The sequence below is a fragment of the Pseudomonas sp. GW456-L13 genome (assembly GCF_017350115.1).
Lineage (GTDB): Bacteria > Pseudomonadota > Gammaproteobacteria > Pseudomonadales > Pseudomonadaceae > Aquipseudomonas > Aquipseudomonas jessenii.
This window is the reverse complement of the sequence record NZ_JACNAS010000001.1, coordinates 2,080,556-2,100,827: the sequence shown is the minus strand read 5'-3', so window position 1 is coordinate 2,100,827 and position 20,272 is coordinate 2,080,556. Positions and strand designations below refer to the sequence as shown.

14 protein-coding genes are annotated in these 20,272 nt (G+C 60.5%); 2 read left to right on the top strand and 12 right to left on the bottom strand.

The window, feature by feature from the left end:
- Positions 1-92 precede the first annotated feature (92 nt).
- Positions 93-5,309: a dermonecrotic toxin domain-containing protein gene (locus tag J4D25_RS09570; protein ID WP_057716664.1), complete on the bottom strand. Its 5,217-nt coding sequence runs from the start codon at positions 5,307-5,309 to the stop codon at positions 93-95.
- Between the two features lie 206 nt (positions 5,310-5,515).
- Between J4D25_RS09570 and J4D25_RS09565 the strand changes: the two genes are divergently transcribed.
- On the top strand, positions 5,516-6,547 hold the full coding sequence (locus tag J4D25_RS09565) for an alpha/beta fold hydrolase (protein ID WP_057716230.1): 1,032 nt from the start codon (positions 5,516-5,518) through the stop codon (positions 6,545-6,547).
- A gap of 130 nt (positions 6,548-6,677) precedes the next feature.
- On the opposite strand, the gene J4D25_RS09560 is transcribed toward J4D25_RS09565, so the two are convergent.
- From J4D25_RS09560 to J4D25_RS09530, 7 genes are all read right to left on the bottom strand, one after another.
- Positions 6,678-8,006, bottom strand: coding sequence for a sigma-54 dependent transcriptional regulator (locus tag J4D25_RS09560; protein ID WP_057716229.1), 1,329 nt, complete (start codon positions 8,004-8,006; stop codon positions 6,678-6,680).
- Positions 8,003-9,904 carry a sensor histidine kinase gene (locus J4D25_RS09555; RefSeq protein WP_057716228.1) on the bottom strand — a complete coding sequence of 634 codons (1,902 nt, stop codon included), beginning with the start codon at positions 9,902-9,904 and terminating at the stop codon, positions 8,003-8,005. Before J4D25_RS09555 ends, J4D25_RS09560 begins: the two co-directional genes overlap by 4 nt.
- A gap of 158 nt (positions 9,905-10,062) precedes the next feature.
- Complete coding sequence (locus J4D25_RS09550; protein WP_057716227.1) at positions 10,063-10,797, bottom strand: amino acid ABC transporter ATP-binding protein; 735 nt, start codon at positions 10,795-10,797, stop codon at positions 10,063-10,065.
- Positions 10,794-11,465, bottom strand: coding sequence for an amino acid ABC transporter permease (locus J4D25_RS09545; protein WP_057716226.1), 672 nt, complete (start codon positions 11,463-11,465; stop codon positions 10,794-10,796). Before J4D25_RS09545 ends, J4D25_RS09550 begins: the two co-directional genes overlap by 4 nt.
- Entirely contained in the window at positions 11,465-12,211 is a 747-nt protein-coding gene (locus J4D25_RS09540) for an amino acid ABC transporter permease (RefSeq protein ID WP_057716225.1), read from the bottom strand. The genes J4D25_RS09545 and J4D25_RS09540 overlap by 1 nt, the downstream gene beginning before the upstream one ends.
- A 193-nt stretch (positions 12,212-12,404) precedes the next feature.
- On the bottom strand, positions 12,405-13,319 hold the full coding sequence (locus J4D25_RS09535; protein ID WP_046041277.1) for a glutamate/aspartate ABC transporter substrate-binding protein: 915 nt from the start codon (positions 13,317-13,319) through the stop codon (positions 12,405-12,407).
- 277 nt (positions 13,320-13,596) lie between these two features.
- Positions 13,597-15,225, bottom strand: coding sequence for a glucan biosynthesis protein D (locus J4D25_RS09530; protein WP_057716224.1), 1,629 nt, complete (start codon positions 15,223-15,225; stop codon positions 13,597-13,599).
- A gap of 416 nt (positions 15,226-15,641) precedes the next feature.
- On the opposite strand from J4D25_RS09530, the gene J4D25_RS09525 reads away from it, so the two are divergent.
- On the top strand, positions 15,642-15,827 hold the full coding sequence (locus J4D25_RS09525) for a hypothetical protein (protein WP_057716223.1): 186 nt from the start codon (positions 15,642-15,644) through the stop codon (positions 15,825-15,827).
- Positions 15,828-15,977: 150 nt separating this feature from the next.
- Here the strand turns inward: J4D25_RS09525 and J4D25_RS09520 are convergent, their stop codons facing one another.
- From J4D25_RS09520 to J4D25_RS09505, 4 genes are all read right to left on the bottom strand, one after another.
- Positions 15,978-16,484: a Bro-N domain-containing protein gene (locus J4D25_RS09520; protein ID WP_057716222.1), complete on the bottom strand. Its 507-nt coding sequence runs from the start codon at positions 16,482-16,484 to the stop codon at positions 15,978-15,980.
- 439 nt (positions 16,485-16,923) lie between these two features.
- Positions 16,924-18,348: a gamma-aminobutyraldehyde dehydrogenase gene (locus J4D25_RS09515; RefSeq protein WP_057716663.1), complete on the bottom strand. Its 1,425-nt coding sequence runs from the start codon at positions 18,346-18,348 to the stop codon at positions 16,924-16,926.
- A 176-nt stretch (positions 18,349-18,524) separates the two neighbouring features.
- Positions 18,525-19,334, bottom strand: a complete 810-nt coding sequence (locus tag J4D25_RS09510) for an ABC transporter permease (RefSeq protein WP_057716221.1) — start codon at positions 19,332-19,334, stop codon at positions 18,525-18,527.
- Entirely contained in the window at positions 19,324-20,271 is a 948-nt protein-coding gene (locus J4D25_RS09505) for an ABC transporter permease (protein WP_057716220.1), read from the bottom strand. Before J4D25_RS09505 ends, J4D25_RS09510 begins: the two co-directional genes overlap by 11 nt.
- Between the last annotated feature and the right edge of the window lies 1 nt (position 20,272).

Sequence of the window (20,272 nt, the reverse complement as noted above, 5' to 3'; positions counted from 1 at the left end):
CGATAAATCGAAAAGGTTGAGTTTGTCTCATGTTGATGCCGCTGTCGACCACAAGCACGGCGGAGCACATGGCATGCTCCGCCGTTGTTACTTTACAGCGAGGAAAAGTGTTTGTTGCCCAGCGGTTTGCCAATGTCTCCGCGCCAGATTGCCTCGACCGTACCGCCACTGGCGGCCACGTCCTTCTGCCATTGCAGGCCCAGGTTGCGTTGTTCCGGCAGTTTCAGATGGCCTTTGACGAAGTCGCTGAACTGAGGCTTGGCCGAGGTGTAGTGGAAGTGTGCGTACCACAGGGTTTGCGCCGGTTCGCTGCGCAGGTCGCGCACCTCGTACTCCTGGAGGAAATCCCTTCGTCCGTCTGCGCGTTTGCCCAGATCGCGCAGGCCGCCCTCCTTGCGGATGTCCACCACACGTTGTTCAAGCAGATAGTCCAGATAGCCCTCGGTCGGGGTTTTGCTGTTCAGGGTCTGCTCAATACGCAACGTGCGGCCGGCACGGGTCAATTCATTCGCGCGATTGCGCAATTGCAGCGCGACCGTCTCCGTGGGCGACAGGCGTTCGATGGCCCGGGCTCGCATGTTCAGTTCCTCGGCTTCACTGATCATCATGTGTTCCAGATCGACCGGCAACATGTCCTGACGGGCGTGGCCTTCGACTTTGCTTTTGTAGGCGTCCACGGTGCCGAGCCTTTTCCTGGCCTCCACCAGCAACGGCGTGATATCGGTCACAAGTTCCGTTGGCGCTGCCGCCACGGGTTCACTGAGGTGGTACTTGCCGCTGGAGGAGCGGGGTAACCAGGTTTCCCTGTGACCATCGACACCCTTGATGGTGAAGCGCTGTTGTCGGGTTACGGCGTCAGTGCTGGCGACGCCGATGAGTAACTGGTTGTCTTCAGTCTCGAACAGTTGCTTCGCCGCGCTTCCCGCTTTTGCACTGTTGGATGGGCGTGTCTTGATGGCGTTGCGAGCGAACGCTTCGACTTTTTCCAGGTCGTCGAGAAACGCAGTGACTTGCGCAAGATCCAGATGCTGGGGATAGCCCAGCGACCAGGATTCGAGGTTGCGACGAAACTCGGCATAGGTTGCCAGGCAATCTTCGAGCACTTTGTTGCGCTGGGTAAACGTGGCCTGTACTTCAGGCAATTGATGTTGGGTCAGCAACGCTCGCCCGACCTTGTTGCGGGCCTGTTTCAACTGTACGTGGAAGTAGACCCAGGACTGGTCGGTGACGGCGTGGTAGTGAGTGATGATCTCCAGTTCATGGGCTGTTTTCAGGTAGTAATGATTGGCATCGCTGAATTTTTCGTTAACGTTGGCGATATCCGGGGCCATCTTCGATTTTTGCACACGGTTGGTGATCTGGCCGTTCCATCGATTGGCTTCTGCGACCTGCGTGTGAAGCTGGTCGAAGTCCTTGAGAAACTCGATTCGTATTTCCTTGCGTTGCGCCATCAATTGCACCTGTGCGGCTGTATCGCTGTAGGGCGTGGCGTCTGAACGGGCAACCAACTGATCGATACGGTCGAGATGTTCCAACAGTCGATCCTTGTAAAAACCGATCCGCCGCACCGTCCGATTGACGACAATCCAGGCGCAGCGGCTTTGAGTGTCTTCGATATGCGTGCGTCTTCGGCCATGGCTGAATAACATCAGCTCTTTAAGGTTCAGGTACTGTGCCTGTGCAAGCTCGATGTCGTTCACGCAAGCGATTTCGGCATTGGCGCGCAGGGGGGGGCGCTGGTTCAAATCAAGGCCGAAATAATGCTCCAGCAGGGCGTTGGAATTACGGGTCTGGGTCCCGATGCGCCGGGAGTAGGCATCGGCAGTGTTGGTCAGCGTCAACTGGCGTCGCAACGCCCGATCCGTCCACCAGCGTGGCAGCCAGCGGCGAATGGCGGCGGGCCAGAGCGGGTCGAGGCCGTCAGCCATATGACCGAGCACCGCGCCGCCACCGGCACCGCCGCCTGCCGTCACGGTGCCGTACACCGCGTAATGGGTTTTCCAGTTGCCGGTTTCATCCAGGGCGATGGGTTGTTTGTAGGTTCGGGTGCTGGTTGCACTCAAGCGCCATTGCGGTGGGTTGTCGGTCAATTCGATGCGATAGATACGACCTTGGCTGACCATGAAGTCGCCGTCGGCGTGGCGATAAACGTTGCGATAAATCCCTTCGGTGCCCGGTTGCAGGCCGGCGAAGGAAATCTCGTGTTCGTACTCATAGCCCCTGAAGCGTTCGAGGGTGCGTCGGACCTGCTGCGGGGTCGAGACCTGCAAGGCGCCCGGTTGTTTGGTCAGGGCGCGCAATTGTCGCCCGCGCGTGGCGGCGCGCGCGGCACTGGAAGTGGCGCCAACAACGGGCAGTACATCCATGGCCGCGTCGATCAACGACAGCAACACGGCTTCCACCTCGGCCAGGCCATGGCCGACATCACCGCGCAGGAAGGCCGCCGCTGCCTGGTTGGCGCTGTTCCAGGCGTCGTACAGGGCAATGGCGGTACCGATGAAAGGCACGACGCCCAGCGCCATTTTCAGGTAATTGAACATGGCCCCGGAGTGCAGCGCGACGTGCTCAAGATACAAGGCATCGTTGGAGCGCGATGTCGACCGATGCGCCTCCAGCAAACGGCCCATGTGCACATTGAGCAGATGCGCTGCCAGGGATGTGCTGGCCGGCCAGGCGGTGCCGACGCCGATCAGGGCATCGAAGTTTTTCACCCGGGCCTGGTTGATCCGGCTGACGTGCGAGGCAAATTCCCCGGTCAGGGCGCGACCGGCCAAGTAGTTGACCATCGTGCTGTTCAGGCATTGGTTGAAGAGGAACGTCCGCGCCTGTTCAAGGCTGTCGAACTGACGCACAAACACCCCATCGGGGCAGTCAGGCCGATAGAGCAGGGTCAGGCCGCTGATCTGCTCGACGATAAAGGTCACCCCGGCCAGGGTGCTCGCCCCCTCGCCCGGCGTGTCCGTGCCGCCAACGGTCAGGTGCGCGGGCAACAACACGATGCGCTTGCCGTCGACCGCAAAGGCTTCACGACTGTTGGCGTCGATGGCGATCTGCAGCACGCGCTGGCCCGAGACGTCGATGTCCTTGACCAGCAGGGCGAATTCGCCGTGCAACTGGAGCATCAACCGCCACGGTTCGTTCAGGCATTCACGACGAAATTCATTGCTGAAGGCCGAGGCGCTAGGGGCGCCAAGGAAGGTCTCGCGAATCAGCCTTTCGTATTTCCCGGCCAGATCCAGCTCGGTGACCATGTTGCGCAGGTAGTCCTGGGTGATGCCGGTTTTCAGTTTCTGCCGTTGCGCCTCGTCGGCGCCGCTGATCTGGACCCGCATCAACGACACCCGATACCACATCGACTGATCGATATTGCCTTGCGCCAGTTCGGCGAGGGACAACAAGCTGCGCTGTTCGCTGCCGGTCAGTACATTCTTTTGCGGAGTTCCCGGCGCTGCGCCCTCGATCAGCACCTTGCGCCACGTGGTGGTGTCGGGGATGTCCAGCATCACTTCAGCGGTTTGCGTCAGGGCGAAGTCTTTACGCAGGCGGGCGTCGATGGCCTTTTTGCTGAATGACTCGCGCAGTGGCAGTTCCCGTTCAAGCAGTTGATGGGAGCGCTTCATCGCCGCGATGTAGGCGGTGAACAACGCCTTGAGCCGATCGCGTTCGGCCGCGGACAGTGCGCTGAGGGAGGACGGCAAGCGTGTTGCCAGCGTGGCGCTGCGGTTTTGCTCGACGATTTGTGCGAAGGCCAGCTCCCGCGCGGAGACAGTGGGGACGGTCAGGCGGGCGAGCGTCTGTTCACGCAGGTTTTCCAGTTCCGCCGCGCGTTGGCCGGCATGGGAGGGCACGGGGTTGGCGGTCATCAGCCGCGTCGCATGCTGTTCACAACTGTGAAGCTGGGTTTGCAGGGCGTACTCGAACGGGTTGCCGGCCAACGGCAAAAGCTGCAGCGCTTGCGTGTCCTCGTTGGCCGGCTGCCTGAACATCTTCTGCTCCAGTGCCAGGCGGGAGGCGAACCGTTGCAGGCCGCCGAAATGTCCGGGCCAGTAGAGCAACACGCTGTCACTGGCGGACGGCAGCAATGCCGATGGCCGGGCAAACAGCAGTACACCGTCGAGCTCCTGGGTCTGCGTGCGGAGGGTGTCGCCTTCGCTGTCAGTCGCGGTCAACACCAGTCGGGCGACCACCACATCGACCGGTCGAGGTTTTTCGGGCGCGTCGAGCACGGCCGTCAGCCACTGATATTCATCGCTGCTGATCTGATTCAGGTTCAATTGCAGGTCGGCTTCGGCACGCAGGCCACTCAGGCGCGCCTGGTACAGGGCCTTGTAATGTGTGCCCGACGAGTGGCGCAGTTCCAGCAGTTGCGGTGCATCGTCGGCGCTTAACAGGGCACTTGCGGCCTCGCTGCTGGCCTGTTCGGCGGCGCGCAGAGCGTCGAATTGCTGTTGCAGCCTCTGCATGCGCGGGTCGTCGGTGGTGCCTGCAAAGTCCAGCCCCAGAAAGTTTTGCAGTGCCGTTTGCTGTTGCACTAAAGCGCTGTGGCGCAGGCTGAAGGGAACGTCGGGGCTCAGTTGCCCGAACGGGGCGATGTCGTTGCTTGTATCCGGCAGGGGCAGGTCGGTGGGCGAGGCAAAAACACGGTCGTTGCGTTGCCGCTCGGCAGGGGCTGCGGCCAATCCCGCTAAAAGGGACTCCCCACTTTTCGTCAGCTGCGGGGTGTCCAATACGGTGTAATCGACCGTGACGCGGCTGCCCTCGGGTTCAGGTTGCTGCTGGGTCAACCAGCGTTCCAGACTGTTGCGATTTTCAAAGGTCATCCAGGGCGCTTGCCGAGACGGCAGATACAGCAACTGGGTGACCGGTTGGTCGGTATTGCGGGTAATGACCAGGGCACCCGGCAGTTCGTCAGTCAGACCGCTGTTGCCCCTGAGCGACAGGGTCTCGACGTAAATCAGGATCTCGGCGGAGGTTGTCTGCGCTGCCGGGTTGACGAGATCCAGCAGTACGCCGAGCTGCTCGGCATTCAAGGTGCCTTGGGCAAATGCCAATTGGCACGACGCTTCGAAATGCTGGCGATACAAGCGAAGGGCCTGTGCCTGGCGTGAAACGTCGGTACCGCGTGCGCGTGCCTGCCACCAGTTCGAGGTCAAGGTGGCTTGAGGGTTTTGCGCCATGAGGGCCAGCCATTGATCGCGGCAGTCGTTCCAGCGCGCCGAGGCGCTCAGGTACAGGTTTTCATCCGTGTCTTGGGCCAATGAGGAGACGAGGCCGAAGTCGGCCAGCGGTGCGGCAGGTGATTCGTGCATGAAGAAGGACTCCGATGGGTGAAAAATCGGGGCCATTAAAGTTCGTTCGAGAAGCGGCATGGTGGTACATAGTTATCGCGTGCCGCTGTCTGGTCTGATGACCGTCCGGCACTCTTCATCAAACTGTCACGTAACTGTGGCAGCGCGCTTGAACAAACTTCATCAGACTCGCGCTCTACTGGGGTTCTGCGTTTCGGTGTTTCTTCATGCGTGTTTTCTTATCAAGATTTGTTTTTTTGGCCGCCTTTTTATTCGGCCTGCCGTCATTGGCGGCGTCTCGTTGCGATGTCAATGTTCCGACCGAACGGGTGGATCTGGCCCAGGTAAGCCTGGCGTACCAGAGCATTGGCCGTGCGTCGGATCCTGCATTGCTGCTGGTGATGGGGCTGGGCGGGCAATTGATTCACTGGCCGGACGAAGTGGTTGTCGCCCTGTGCCAGCAGGGGTTCCGGGTGATCCGCTATGACAATCGCGATGTCGGCCTGTCGACCTGGCGGCAAGCACCGGCCGATGCCAACCTGACCTTCGAAGTGCTGCGCTACAAACTCGGATTGCCGGTGTCGTCACCGTACTCGCTGACCGACATGGCCGACGATGGCCTGGGCTTGATGGACGCCTTGCACATCGATCAATTCCACGTGTTGGGCGCCAGCATGGGCGGCATGATTGCCCAGCACATGGCTGCCATGGCACCGCAACGGGTCGAGAGTCTGACCCTGATCATGACCACCTCCGGCGCCGAAGGCTTGCCGGCCCCGAGTGCGGCGCTGGTGCAGTTGTTGGCGCGGCGCGGCGCACCGAACCGCGAAGTGGCCCTGGAGCAACAGGCCGATTTGCTGGCGGCGCTGGGCAGCCCGATAGTGACCGACGATCGCCAGGCGTTGCTGCATCAGGCGGCGCAGTCCTATGACCGGGCGTTCAATCCCGAGGGCGTGAAACGCCAGATCATGGCGATTCTCGCCGAGCCGAGCCGGGTAACCCTGCTCAATCAGTTGCGGGTGCCGTCGCTGGTGGTGCATGGCACCGCCGACCCGCTGCTGCCGGTGATGCACGGGGTGCATCTGGCGGCGCATCTGCGCGGCAGTCAGTTGATCTTGATTCCGGGCCTGGCCCATCGTTTCCAGGAGGCGTTCAAGGCGCCATTGCTGGCGGCGGTTTTGCCGTACTTGCGCGAGCACCGAGAAGACACGTCACATTGGGCGCAGATCGAGCCTGTGGCCGATCACAACCTCCTGTAATCCCCCGATCACCTGTGGGAGCGAGCTTGCTCGCGATTGCGGTGTTTCAGCCAACGATGATGTCGACTGGCCCGGCGCCATCGCGAGCAAGCTCGCTCCCACAGGTTCTGGGTCGCTTTGAGCAAGCCCCCTAATGACTCAGGCCGTACTTTTTCACTTTGTCGAACAGAGTGGTCTTGGCCATGCCCAGTTCCTGGCTGGCCTGGGTCAGGTTGCCGCCGCTGCGTTGCAAGGCGTCGCTGAGCAGATTGCGCTCGAACGCTTCTACCGCTTCGGCAAAGGCCAGGCCCTGATTGCCGCCACTGGCACCGGTTTTCTTGAACGCCGGCAGGCCCAGGGCAAAGCGCTCGGCAACGTTGCGCAGTTCACGCACGTTACCCGGCCAGTCGTGGCTCATCAGGTTCGAAACGGTCTGGTTGTCCAGCTCCGGCACCGTGCGGTCGAAGCGTAGGGACGACTGCTGCAAAAAGTGTTCGAACAGTTGCAGGATGTCTTCGCGGCGCTCGCGCAGCGGCGGCAGTTCCAGGGTCACCACGTTGAGGCGGTAATACAGGTCGCTGCGGAACTCGCCGGCCTTGCTCGACTCGACGAGGTCGGATTTGGTCGCTGCGATGACACGGCAATCCACCGCCACGCTCTGGTTCGAGCCGAGGCGTTCGAGGGTGCGCTCCTGTAGTACCCGCAGCAGTTTGATCTGCAAGGGCAGGGGCATGCTTTCCACTTCGTCGAGGAACAGCGTGCCGCCGTCGGCGTGTTCGATCTTGCCGATCCGCCGTTTGCCCGCGCCGGTAAAGGCGTTGGCTTCGTGGCCGAAAATTTCGCTTTCGAACAGGTTTTCCGGCAGGCCGCCGCAGTTCAGTGCGACGAACTGTTTGGTGTGGCGCCGACTGAAATCATGCAGGCAACGAGCGACCAGTTCTTTGCCAGTGCCGGTTTCGCCCTCGATCAGCACGTTGGCCGAGGTGTCGGCGACGTTGGCGATCAGTTCGCGCAAGTTCTGCATGGCTGGCGAACGGCCGATGATCCGTCCTTCGAGGGAGTCACGCTCGGCCAGTTGCCGACGTAACGAGGAGACTTCTCGCGCCAGGCTGCGTTGCTCCAGTGCGCGGCGGGCCACGTCCACCAGGCGCTCCGGGGAAAACGGCTTTTCCATGAAGTCGTAGGCGCCTTTCTGCATCGCGCCGACGGCCATGGAGATGTCGCCGTGCCCGGTGATCAGCACCACCGGCAGGCTGCGGTCGCGCTCCTTGAGTCGTGTCAGCAGTTCCAGGCCATCGATGCCCGGCAGGCGAATGTCGCTGACGACGATGCCGGCGAAGTTGTCGCCGACCCGTTCCAGGGCTTCTTCGGCGCTGCCCACGCCAATGCAGGGAATGTCTTCCAGGGTCAGCGCCTGTTGGCAGCCGAGCAGCACATGGGGGTCGTCTTCGACGATCAATACACTAAGGTCGTTGTTCATATTGGCTCGGCGGGAGTGGGGCTTACCAACGGTAAACTGAGGACGAATGCAGTACCACCGCTGGCCGGGTGCTCGACACCCAGGTGGCCGCCGGTGGCGGCGGCGAGGCTGGCGGAAAGGGTCAGGCCCAGGCCCAGGCCCTGTTCGCCGGGTTTGGTGGTGAAAAACGGTTCGAACAGGTGCTTGCGCGCTTCGGCGTCGATGCCGTGGCCGTTGTCACGCACCCGCAGGCGGTATTTGCCATCGAACGCTTCGCCTTCGAGCCACAGCTCGGGTTGCGGCTGCGCTTGCATGGCGTCGAGGGCGTTGCCGATCAGGTTGACCAGAATCTGCTCCAGGCGGGTCTGGTCGATCTGCACCTGCACATCGGTGAAGTCGCGGTGTAATTGCAGCTGAATATTTTCCACCCGGGCGCCTAGCAATTGCAGGGCCGCGTCCACCGCTTTGCCGAGGCAGGCCTGGCCTTTGTCGTCTCCGCGCCGGGCGAACGAGCGCAGGCTGGCGGTGATCCGGCCCATGCGGTCGATCAGTTCGTTGATGGTCTTGAGGTTGGTGCTGGCCACGTCGAGCTGGCCGCGTTCGAGGAAGCGCACGGTATTGCCGGACAAGGTGCGCAGCGCCGCCAGCGGCTGGTTCAGTTCGTGGGCGATGCTGGTGGACATCTGGCCGATGGCCGCGAGTTTTCCGGCCTGCACCAGTTCATCCTGGGCACGGCGCAAAGTCTCTTCGGCGAGCCGGCGTTCGCGGATCTGGCCCTTGAGCCGTTCGTTGCTGGCGCGCAGGTCGGTGGTGCGTTCGGTAATCCGACGCTCCAGCTGATTGTTGGCTTCCTGCAAGGCTTCCCGGGCTGCGAGGCGGGTGGCGATCACCTTGCGCCGCTCGTTCCAGGCGATCAAAAGGAACGCCAGGAGGGCAAACGCCACGGCCACCAGGATCCCCTGGTTGATCGCTTCGCGGCGCAAGTCCTGGAGTGGCGTGAGCAGGGTGAAATTCCACGGTGTATCGCTCAACGGCCGGGTTTGCGCCAGATAGCTGATGTTTTCATCGTCGGACACCAGCTCGCTGTTGGCCGGGAACGTGAGTTTTTCCACGCCTTCGGACAGGGTTTCCCGGGCCAGCGGCTGCAGTTCGTTGAGCGGGAACCAGTAGTACTGCAGGCTGCGGGCGAGTTTTTCCTTGGTTTCTTCGCTCAGCGGCACCACCGATTTCAAGCGCCGAGCCGGATCGCTGGAAAGAATGATGATGCCGTTTTCGTCGCTGACGAAGGCTTCCAGGCGAGCCCGTTGCCAGCGTTCTTCCATGGCTTCCAGGCGGACCTTGACCACGGCGACGCCGATGATCTTGCCGTGTTCTTCCAGGCCATGGGCCAAGTAGTAACCGGGTTCGCCGTTGGTGCTGCCGATGCCATAGAAACGCCCCGGCTGACCGCGCACGGCGTTCTGGAAGTAGGCGCGAAAGGACAGGTCTTCACCCAGGTAACTGTCGACATCGCGCCAGTTGCTGGTGGCCATGACGCGACCGGTGGTGTCCATCACGTAGATGGCCCGACTGCGGCTGCGTCGGTTCAGGCCTTCGAGGTAATCGTTGACCGTCTGCCGGTATTCCGGAGTCGGGTCGGCCAGCAACTGCGAAACGCTGGTTTCGAGTTCCAGCAGGCTGGGCAGGTAGGTGTATTTGCTGATTTCGCTTTCGACGGCGCGCGCGTGCAGTTCCAGCTGGCGCTGGCCGTTTTCGCTGAGGCTGCGGATGCCGTAGTGCTCACTGATCCAGAAGCCGATATAGCCCAGGCCGATCATCATGGCGATGATCAGTGGCGGCAGGAACAAATGACGAACCAGACGGGGTTTCACGGCGAGTGATGGCGACGTGGCGCGATAAAGAGTGGGGTCGCATTTCATCACAGATGCCTTGGGTCAACCAGCGCTTGCCCGCCTATCTGTAGGAGCGAGCTTGCTCGCGATGGTCGTCAACGATGACGCGTTCATCCTGGATGTACGCGGTGCCTTTGAGTACATCGCGAGCAAGCTCGCTCCTACAGGGGAGGGGCGTACAGCTCTTAGTGCTGCAGAATCTTGTTGAGGAAGTGCTGCGTACGCTCCGCGCGGGCATTGATGTCACCGAAGAACTCTTCTTTCTTGCAGTCTTCGATGATCTTGCCCTGGTCCATGAAAATCACGCGGTCGGCCACTTTACGGGCGAAGCCCATTTCGTGGGTCACGCACATCATGGTCATGCCTTCGTGGGCCAGTTGCACCATCACGTCGAGCACTTCGTTGACCATTTCCGGGTCGAGCGCCGAGGTCGGTTCGTCGAACAGCATGACGATCGGGTCCATCGCCAGCGCACGGGCAATCGCCACACGCTGCTGCTGACCGCCGGACAGTTGGCCAGGATGCTTGTGGGCGTGGGCCGAGAGACCGACGCGCTCGAGCAGTTGCAGGCCTTTCTTGGTAGCCTCTTCCTTGCTGCGGCCCAACACCTTGATCTGCGCGATGGTCAGGTTTTCGGTGATGGTCAGGTGCGGGAACAGCTCGAAATGCTGGAACACCATGCCCACGCGCGAACGCAGTTTCGGCAGGTTGGTCTTCGGGTCGGCGATGGAGGTGCCGTCGACCACGATGTCGCCTTTCTGGAACGGTTCCAGGGCGTTGACGCACTTGATCAGGGTCGACTTGCCGGAACCGGATGGCCCGCACACCACGATCACTTCGCCTTTCTTGACCTCGGTGCTGCAATCAGTCAGTACCTGGAAGTCCCCATACCACTTGTTAATGCTTTTGATAGAGATCATACGGCGAACCTTTTTTGCAGACGCTTGACCAGCTGCGAGGCGGCAAAGCTGATGATGAAGTACACGAGACCCGCGAAAATCAGGAACTCATTGGAGCGGCCAATGATGTCGCCACTGGCGCGCGAAGCATTGAGGAAGTCCACCAGGCCGACGGCGTAGACCAGCGAGGTGTCCTGAAACAGGATGATGCTCTGTTGCAGCAACAGCGGCGTCATCTTGCGGAACGCTTGCGGCAGAATGATCAGGCGCATCATCTGCCCGTAACTCATGCCCAGCGCCTGGGCCGCGCCCATCTGGCCCTTGGGAATCGACTGCACACCGGCGCGGACGATTTCGCAGAAGTACGCCGCTTCGAACATCATGAACGCCACGATGCACGAGGCGAACGCGCCGATCGGCGTGTCTTCGCCGGTGATCCAGCGCAGCACGAACGGTACGGCCAGGTAGAACCAGGTGATCACCAGCAGCAAGGGGATCGAGCGGAAATAGTTAACGTACGCGCCGGCGATGTTCGACAGCACTTTGTTGTGGGACAGGCGCATCAGGGCAAGGATGGTGCCGAGGATGATGCCGCCGATCACGCCCATGGCCATCAGCTTGAGGGTCATGATCATGCCGTTCCACAGGCCCGGCAGGGACGGGATGATGCCCGAGAAGTCGAATTCCATCATTTACCCCCTACGGAAATCAGGCCCGGTACGGCGACTTTCTTCTCGACCACGCGCATCAGCAACATCAGGCTCATGTTCAGGGTGAAGTAGATCAGCGTTGCCAGGGTGAAGGCTTCGAACAGGTTGGCGGAGAACTCGGCGGTCTGCTTGGTCTGCGCGAGCAGCTCCATCAAACCGATCAGCGAGGCCACGGAGGTGTTCTTGAAGACGTTCAGGAATTCCGAGGTAAGCGGCGGAATGATGATCCGGTAGGCCTGGGGCAGCAGCACGTTCCAGTAGATCTGCGGCAGCTTGAAACCCATGGCGCGGGCGGCGGACTCCTGGCCTTTTGGCAGGGCCTGGATACCGGTGCGCACCTGTTCGCAAACCCGGGCGGTAGTGAACAGGCCCAGGCACACGACGACGCTGAGGAAGGCCGAGGTGGTCGGGTTCAGATCCTGCTTGTACCACTCTTGCAGGTCGGCCGGCAGCAGGTCGGGTACCAGGAAGTACCAGATGAACAGCTGAACCAGCAGCGGCACGTTACGGAAGAGTTCGACGTAGCAGGTGGCGATGCCCGATACGATGCGGTTCGGCACGGTACGCATGACGCCCAGGATCGAGCCCAGTGTCAGGGCGATGATCCAGGCCGCGATGGCGATGCCGATGGTCCAGGCCAGACCGGTCACGTACCAGTCGAAATAGGTCTCGCTGCCCACGCCGGTGGACTTGAAGAACACGCCCCAGTCCCAGTTGTAATTCATTAGGGTCTCCCCTCAGTTCAATCGATGTACAAGTGCCCGCTTGGGGGAAGCTCCGTTCCCTCCTGTCCTTGAGGGACAGGCACACGCGCTCGGCTCGACAGCCACCGGTTCGAGTGTTTCCAAAAATGCCAGCAGGAATTGACCACCTCCTGAAAGGGCCAGGGCCCTCTCAGGAGATAAGGTTAGTCAGAAATCAGGACTTCTTGTCGTCAGCCGCTTTATCAGTCGGCTTGGCGATCAGGGCCTTGAGTTCGTCGCTCATCGGGAAGTTCAGGTTCAGGCCTTTTGGCGGGATCGGTTGCATGAACCATTTTTCGTAGATCTTGTTGATCTCGCCCGATGCGTAGGTGGCCTTGATGGCGTCATCCACAGCCTTTTTGAACGGCTCGTCGCCTTTGCGCACCATGCAGCCGTAGATTTCGTAGGACTGTGGAGTGCCGGTAACGGCCCAGTCACTTGCCTTCTTGGCCTTGGCTGCTTCACCGGCCAGCAGGGCGTCGTCCATCATGAAGGCCACTGCGCGGCCGGTTTCCAGCATCTGGAACGACTCGCCGTGGTCTTTGGCGGAGATGACGTTCATGCCCATCTGCTTGTCGGCGTTCATCGCCTTGAGGATGCGCTCGGACGTGGTGCCGGCGGTGGTCACGACGTTCTTGCCGGCCAGATCAGGGAAATCCTTGTACTTGGAGTCTGCCTTGGACAGCAGGCGAGTACCGATTTCGAAGATGCCAACGGAGAAGTCAACTTGCTGCTGACGCTCGACGTTGTTGGTGGTGGAGCCGCACTCGAGGTCCACGGTGCCGTTTTGCACCAGCGGGATACGGGTTTGCGAAGTCACCAGGTTGTACTTGACCTGGAGGTTCGGCATGTCGAGGTCTTTTTTCAGCGCTTCGACGACTTTCAGCTGGATGTCGTGGGAGTAGCCGACCGGTTTGCCGGAAGCGTCGGCAATGTAGGAAAACGGAATGGAAGCGTCGCGATGGCCCAGGGTGATGGTGCCGGACTCTTTGATCTTCTTCAGGGTGCCGGTGAGTTCGGCGGCGAAAACTGGCGTGCTGATCAGAGCGGCAGCAATGGCTGCGCCCAGGATATGGGGAACGATGCGCATCAAATTTTCCTCGACTTTGTTTTTTTTATGGAGCCAGTTCACCGGCCCTTTTGTGCTGCAAAACACCTGAGCGCTACGATGAGTCGGCGCAAAGGACATTCGTCGAAGAAGTGTAGAGCATGACTCGTGCCAGACCAGTGTGAATTGATCAAAGCTTTGATTTATAAGGAAATTAAATATTTTTTGCGTTGGGATTTCACTGAGATGATCCGGTTAACCGAACCGACCCGCAGGTCGCGTTCGGAAAACCGAATGGTGGCAGGGTGCTACCCGATCATCAAATGTATTTGCGCTTGTCCGGTGCTGGCGGGAAGTACTGGTACAACCAGGTTTCACTCAGCGTGCGGTCGTTGGTGCGGATGAACAGGCGCAGCTCGACAGGCTCGACGCTGTCATTGGTCGGGTACCAGTCAAACAGGATGCGGTAGCCCTTGATGTCATCGAGCTTGAGAACGCTGAAATCCTTGACCTCGCCGTTCGAGCAAGTGACTACAGGCTCGATGCCCGTGCCTTCAGGCAAGCGGTCCAGGCCGCCGCCGGTGAAGTCCACGGCAAAACGACGGGCCCAGACTGGCGGATAGTGTTCGCCCGGCGCCCAGCCTTCGGTGAAGCCGCCCATCCCGGAGCGGGTCGCATTGACCCGTGCCAGCGGCGTTCCGACCGGCGGCAATGCGCTCCAGTACAGCTTGTAGCCGTAATTCAGCGAGTCGCCGGCCGCCACCGGTTTCTTCGGCGTCCAGAAGGCGACGATGTTGTCCATGGTCTCGCCGGTTGTCGGGATCTCCAGCAGGTCGACCGAGCCTTCGCCCCACGCCGTGGTCGGTTCTACCCACAGGCTCGGGCGACGGCTGTACCAGTCGACGGTGTCCTGATAGCTGGCGAACTCGTGGTCGGTCTGCACCAGGCCGAAGCCCTTCGGGTCGGTATCGGCGAAGGCATTGAATTGCAGGGTGGCCGGGTTGTTCAGCGGGCGGCAGATCCACTCGCCGTTACCGCGCCACATGGCCAGGCGGTCGGAGTCGTGGATTTGCGGGTGAATGGTGTCGCACATTCGGCGCTCGTGGGTGCCGCAACTGAACATGCTGGTCATCGGCGCGATGCCCAACTGGTCGATGGCGGTGCGTGCGTTGACGTGGGCATCGACCTCCATCACCACGCGCTCGGCCTGGCAGTCGATATCGAAGCGGTAGGCACCGGTGGCGCTCGGCGAGTCGAGCAGGGCGTAGACCACGAAGCGGGTGCTGTCCTTGTTCGGTGTCTCGAACCAGAACTTGGTGAAGTCGGGAAATTCTTCGCGTTTCTTGGCGTAGGTGTCGATCGCCAGACCGCGGGCCGACAAACCGTACTGGCCGGTGGCGTCTACCGCACGGAAGTAACTGGCACCGAGGAAGGACACGACGTCGTGCTTGTCCAGTTCCGGGGCCTTGAACAACTTGAAGCCGGAAAAACCCAGGTCGCCCTTGAGCTGTGCGGTGTCGACCGTGGTGTTTTCATAGTTGAACAGCGACGGGCGGAAATGCACCTCGCGGGCCATCCGGGTTTTCGGATCGACGCTGTACATGCGCACCGGCTGCTTGAACCCCATGCCGACGTGGAAGAACTGCACGTCCAGCTGACCCTTGTTTTCTTTCCACAACGAATGATTGCCGTCGTAGCGAATCGCATTGAAATTCTGCGGGGTCATGGTCGCCAGGGTCGGCGGCAACTGTTGCTTGGTGTCCTGGTAGCGATTGCTGGCGAGCTGTTTGGCCTGGAGCTTCAGCGCCTCGAAATCGAACGCGGTGGCCTCGCCATCAGCGGTGCCACCGCTGGCGGCCCAGGCCTTGGCGGCCAACAGGCCCGTGGCGGACAAACCGGTGTAGGCCGCGATGGCCATGGAGGCTTTGAGCAAGTTCCTGCGGTGCATAAATACAACCTGTCGTGAGCAATCCCGCGCCGTTCCTGGCACGTGCTGGATCAGAAATATCGGTTCGGACATGCCTTCGGCCAAACGCAACGGACTTATAAACAGATGCCCGACAGCTTAAACCGTTCGAATGCGGAGCAAAATTGATTGATGGCACTGCGCTGGCTCTGCAATGAAACAAGACATGTCGGGAAACAATTCCGACAGGGGTTTCTGATTTAGAGGGCATTTCTGCTTTTTTCGACTAATTACTCTAAAAACCGCTTTTCAGCGCCCGGATTATTTCTATTCTGTGCACATGACCGGTTTAAGCCCGAAAGACCGGTGCGGTTCAGTCGGCACGATGCGGCTGCCGAAAAGGGGTAGGGCGATGCGGTTTTTTGCAGTTTTCTTTGACGTTTAGAAGGACATCGTCCATGTCGAAAGTACAAGGCATCACCGAAATGTTGGGAATCTTTCCGTGTCTGACCCTGGGGCGACGAAGACGCCGGCTCAACAGCGAGGAAATGAAACTGGTGGAACGCTATCGGGAGCTGTCGGAGAGCGACAGGATTGCGATGAGGTATCTGGTGGACGCGATGAGGAGTGTTTCGCGGTTTTGAGTGGACCTGGAGCAGTAATGTAGGAGCGAGCCTGCTCGCGATGGTCGTTAACGATGACGCGTCCGTTCTGGATGTACGCGGTGTCTTTGAGTCCATCGCGAGCAGGCTCGCTCCTACAGTTTCCCTTTTTGATCGGCTCGATTTATCCCTTCAACGGCAAGTGCCAGCGATTGGGAAGGGGCGCTGCACCTGCATCAACTCAGGCATGTCTCGCCACTTGATCCAGGCGTGGTGCTGGTAATGCAGCAAGGGCACCGAAACTCCGGCCCAATTCAAGGAACTCAGACTTGGCAGGTTTTCCACAGGCTCTGATTTCGCATCACGCAGCGAGGGTATGACCTCGTTGCTCAACCACTGGCGCAGATTGCGGTTTTCCGGGACGAAGTGGTGAACCAGCAAGGCGTACATGCCTGATTCGCTGACCATCAGGGTTTCGACCGTTTTGCCGTCTTTGCGCAGCCAGACGGTGCGACGTTGGTCGGGGTCGAGTTTCAGGGTGAGCCGTTCATTCAGGGGTTTGCCCATCAGGCGCCCAAGGTCCTGAACACAGAACCAGGCCTGGTTGTCTTGCATGAAGGCGTGGAGGAAGCGGTTGTGGCGGGTGAAGACAGTGGGATCGAAATAGGGAAGAGGCGAGCCTTGAGGATGCATTGGCATGGCGTGATTTCCGTTTTGGCTTGGAAAGTCGCCACCAACCCTTCGACAGGTTGGGTGGCGGACCGAGTGGCGTTCGAAGTCGGGACACTTCCAAGTCAAAACGGAAGCCGAAAGGCCCGCGCCACACGGCCCGCCATAATGCAGAACTGAAGGCATAAAACAGCCACAGTTCTATGGGGGCACACGAGCACCGTTTTGACTTGTTCCGGCTTCGACTCCGGGCCGCTGATTTGGCAGCGACGGAACAAAGCCTATCGGTCAGGCGCTCGCGGCGCCAAGTCTACTCTGGCGACGCGTGTTGTAGGAATCGAGGGTTTTTCAGGCAGGCTGAATCTGTAGGAATTTACTGTTTGCAGTGTTGCGGTGGCGCCATCGCGAGCAGGCTCGCTCCTACAGGGGAATGCGTTCCAAATGTGGGAGCGAGCCTGCTCGCGATGCTTTAGTGCTTGAACATCACATGCCGCACAACGGTGTAGTCCTCCAGCCCATACATGGACATGTCCTTGCCATAGCCGGACAGTTTCTGACCGCCGTGGGGCATTTCGCTAACCAGCATGAAGTGCGTATTCACCCAGGTGCAGCCGTACTGCAAACGGGCCGACAGGCGATGGGCGCGGCCGACGTCGGCGGTCCACACGGAGGAGGCCAGGCCGTAGTCCGAATCGTTGGCCCAGCCCAGCACTTGGGCTTCATCGGTGAATTTGGTTACCGACACCACTGGCCCGAACACTTCGCGGCGTACGATTTCGTCGTCCTGTTGTGCGTCGGCCAACACGGTCGGTTCGAAGAAGAAACCATCGCCCTCAACCGCCTTGCCGCCAGTGATCAAACGAATGTGTGGCTGGGCGATGGCGCGCTCGACGAAGCCGGCAACGCGGTCGCGGTGTTGTGCGGTGATCAGCGGGCCGAGTTCGGTCGACGGATCATCCTGCAAGCCGTACTTGATGCTGCTGACGGCGGCGCCGAGCTTCTCCACGAACTTGTCGTAAATGCCTTCCTGGGCATAGATGCGGCAGGCGGCGGTGCAGTCCTGGCCTGCGTTGTAGAAACCGAAGGTGCGAATACCTTCGACGGCGGCATCGATGTCGGCGTCGTCGAAGATGATCACCGGGGCTTTGCCGCCCAGTTCCATGTGCATGCGTTTGACGGTGTCGGCGGTGCTGGAAATGATGTTCGAGCCGGTGGCAATCGAACCGGTCAGCGACACCATGCGCACTTTCGGGTGAGTGACCAATGGGCTGCCGACGGTAGGACCACGGCCGAACACCAGGTTGAGTACGCCGGCCGGGAAGATATCCGACGCCAGTTCAGCCAGGCGCAGGGCTGTCAGCGGAGTCTGTTCCGACGGTTTGAGCACCACGGTATTACCGGCGGCGAGGGCCGGGGCGATTTTCCAGGCGACCATCATCAATGGGTAGTTCCACGGCGCTATGGAGGCGATCACGCCCACCGGATCTCGGCGGATCATCGAGGTGTGACCCGGCAAGTACTCGCCACCGGTTGAACCACTCATGCAGCGGCTGGCGCCGGCGAAGAACCGGAACACGTCGGCAATTGCCGGGATCTCGTCGTTCAGCGCAGCGCTGTAAGGCTTGCCGCAGTTGTCCGATTCCAGTTTGGCCAGTTCTTCGCCGCGGGCTTCGATGGCATCGGCGAGTTTGAGCAGCAGCAGCGAGCGGTCTTTCGGCGGGGTATGCGACCAGCTGTCGAACGCAGCGTCGGCGGCGCGCACGGCGGCATCGACCTGGGCTTCGCTGGCTTCGTTGATTTCCACCAGCACACTACCCAGCGCCGGGTTGAACACAGGTTGGGCGGGGCCTTCGCCGCTTTGCAGTTGGCCGTTGATCAGGAGTTTGGTTTGCATGTTCATGTCCTCTTCGGAACTGTTGTTTTTTCTCGGTGGAAACCGACCCCCTGTGGGAGCGAGCTTGCTCGCGATAGCGGTGTGTCAGGCAATATCAATGTTGAATGTCAGTCAGCCATCGCGAGCAAGCTCGCTCCCACAGGTTCCGGTTTCCATATTGGGAATTGAGTTGTCAGTTACTTACCACCACTCCCCGCCACGCTTTCACCACCACGGGTCAGGTAATAAGCGCCGAGGATCGGCAGCATGGTCACCAGCATCACCAGCATCGCCACGACGTTGGTCACCGGCACGTCCCGTGGGCGGCTGAGCTGGTTGAGCAGCCACAGCGGCAGGGTGCGTTCATGGCCGGCGGTGAAGGTGGTGACGATGATTTCGTCAAACGACAGGGCAAACGCCAGCATGCCGCCGGCCAGCAATGCCGAGCCGAGGTTCGGCAGGATGATGTAGCGGAAGGTCTGCCAGCCGTCGGCGCCGAGGTCCATCGAGGCCTCGATCAAACTGTGTGAGGTGCGGCGCAAGCGGGCGATGACGTTGTTGTAGACGATCACCACACAGAAGGTCGCGTGGCCGACGATGATGGTGAACATCCCCGGCTCGATTCCCAGTGTCTTGAAGGTCGCCAGCAACGCGATCCCGGTGATGATCCCCGGCAGGGCAATCGGCAGGATCAGCATCAGCGAGATGCCTTGTTTGCCGAAGAAGTCCCGGCGGTACAACGCGGCCGAAGCCAATGTGCCAAGGACCATGGCGATCAGGGTGGCAATCGAGGCGATCTGCAACGACAGCTTGATGGCCTCGAGCACGTCCGGCCGCGAGAACGCCACGCCGATCCACTTCCAGGTGAAACCCTTGGGTGGAAAGCTGAACGCTGCGTCTTCGGTGTTGAAGGCGTACAGGAAGATGATCAGGATCGGGAAGTGCAGGAACACCAACCCGCCCCAGGCGGCGAGGCGCAGGCCCAGGGAAGCTTTGTCAGAGTGCATCGAAGGCCCCCAGTCGTTTGACGATGGACAGGTAAATGGCGATCAGCACGATAGGCACCAGGGTGAAAGCAGCGGCCATCGGCATGTTGCCGATCGCGCCTTGCTGGGCATACACCATGCTGCCGACGAAGTAGCCGGGCGGGCCGACCAGTTGCGGCACGATGAAGTCGCCCAGGGTCAACGAGAAGGTGAAGATGGAACCGGCGGCAATGCCCGGGATCGACAGCGGCAGAATCACTTGCATGAAGGTCTGGCGCGGCTTGGCGCCGAGGTCGGCGGAGGCTTGCAGCAGCGAAGGCGGCAGGCGTTCCAGCGAGGCCTGGATCGGCAGGATCATGAACGGCAGCCAGATGTAGACGAACACCATGAAGCGCCCCATGTGTGAGGTCGACAAAGTGCTGCCGCCAACTCCCGGAATGCCCAGTACGAACTGCAGGACCGGCTCCAGCCCCAAGTGCTGCACGAACCACTGCGCCACGCCGCCCTTGGCCAGCAGCAGTGTCCAGGCGTAGGCCTTGACGATGTAACTGGCCCACATCGGCATCATCACCGCGATGTAGAAAAACGCCTTGGTCTTGCCGGTGGTGTAGCGCGCCATGTAGTAGGCAATCGGGAACGCAACGATGGCGCTGGCAATCGATACGGCAATCGCCATGCCCAGGGTGCGCAGGATGATGTCGAAGTTCGACGGCTGGAACAGCGCGGTAAAGTTCGCCAGGGTCAGGTCAGGGGTGACCGCCATGGTGAAGTCATCGAAGGTGTAGAAACCTTGCCACAGCAGGACCAGCAATGAACCCAGGTAGATCGCGCCGAACCACAGCAGCGGCGGCACCAGCAGCATCGACAGGTACAGGTTCGGCCGGCGATACAGCAGGTTGGAAAACCTGCGCAACGGCGAGCCGCCTGACGAGGTTTGAGAAATAGCCAAGGTGCTCATC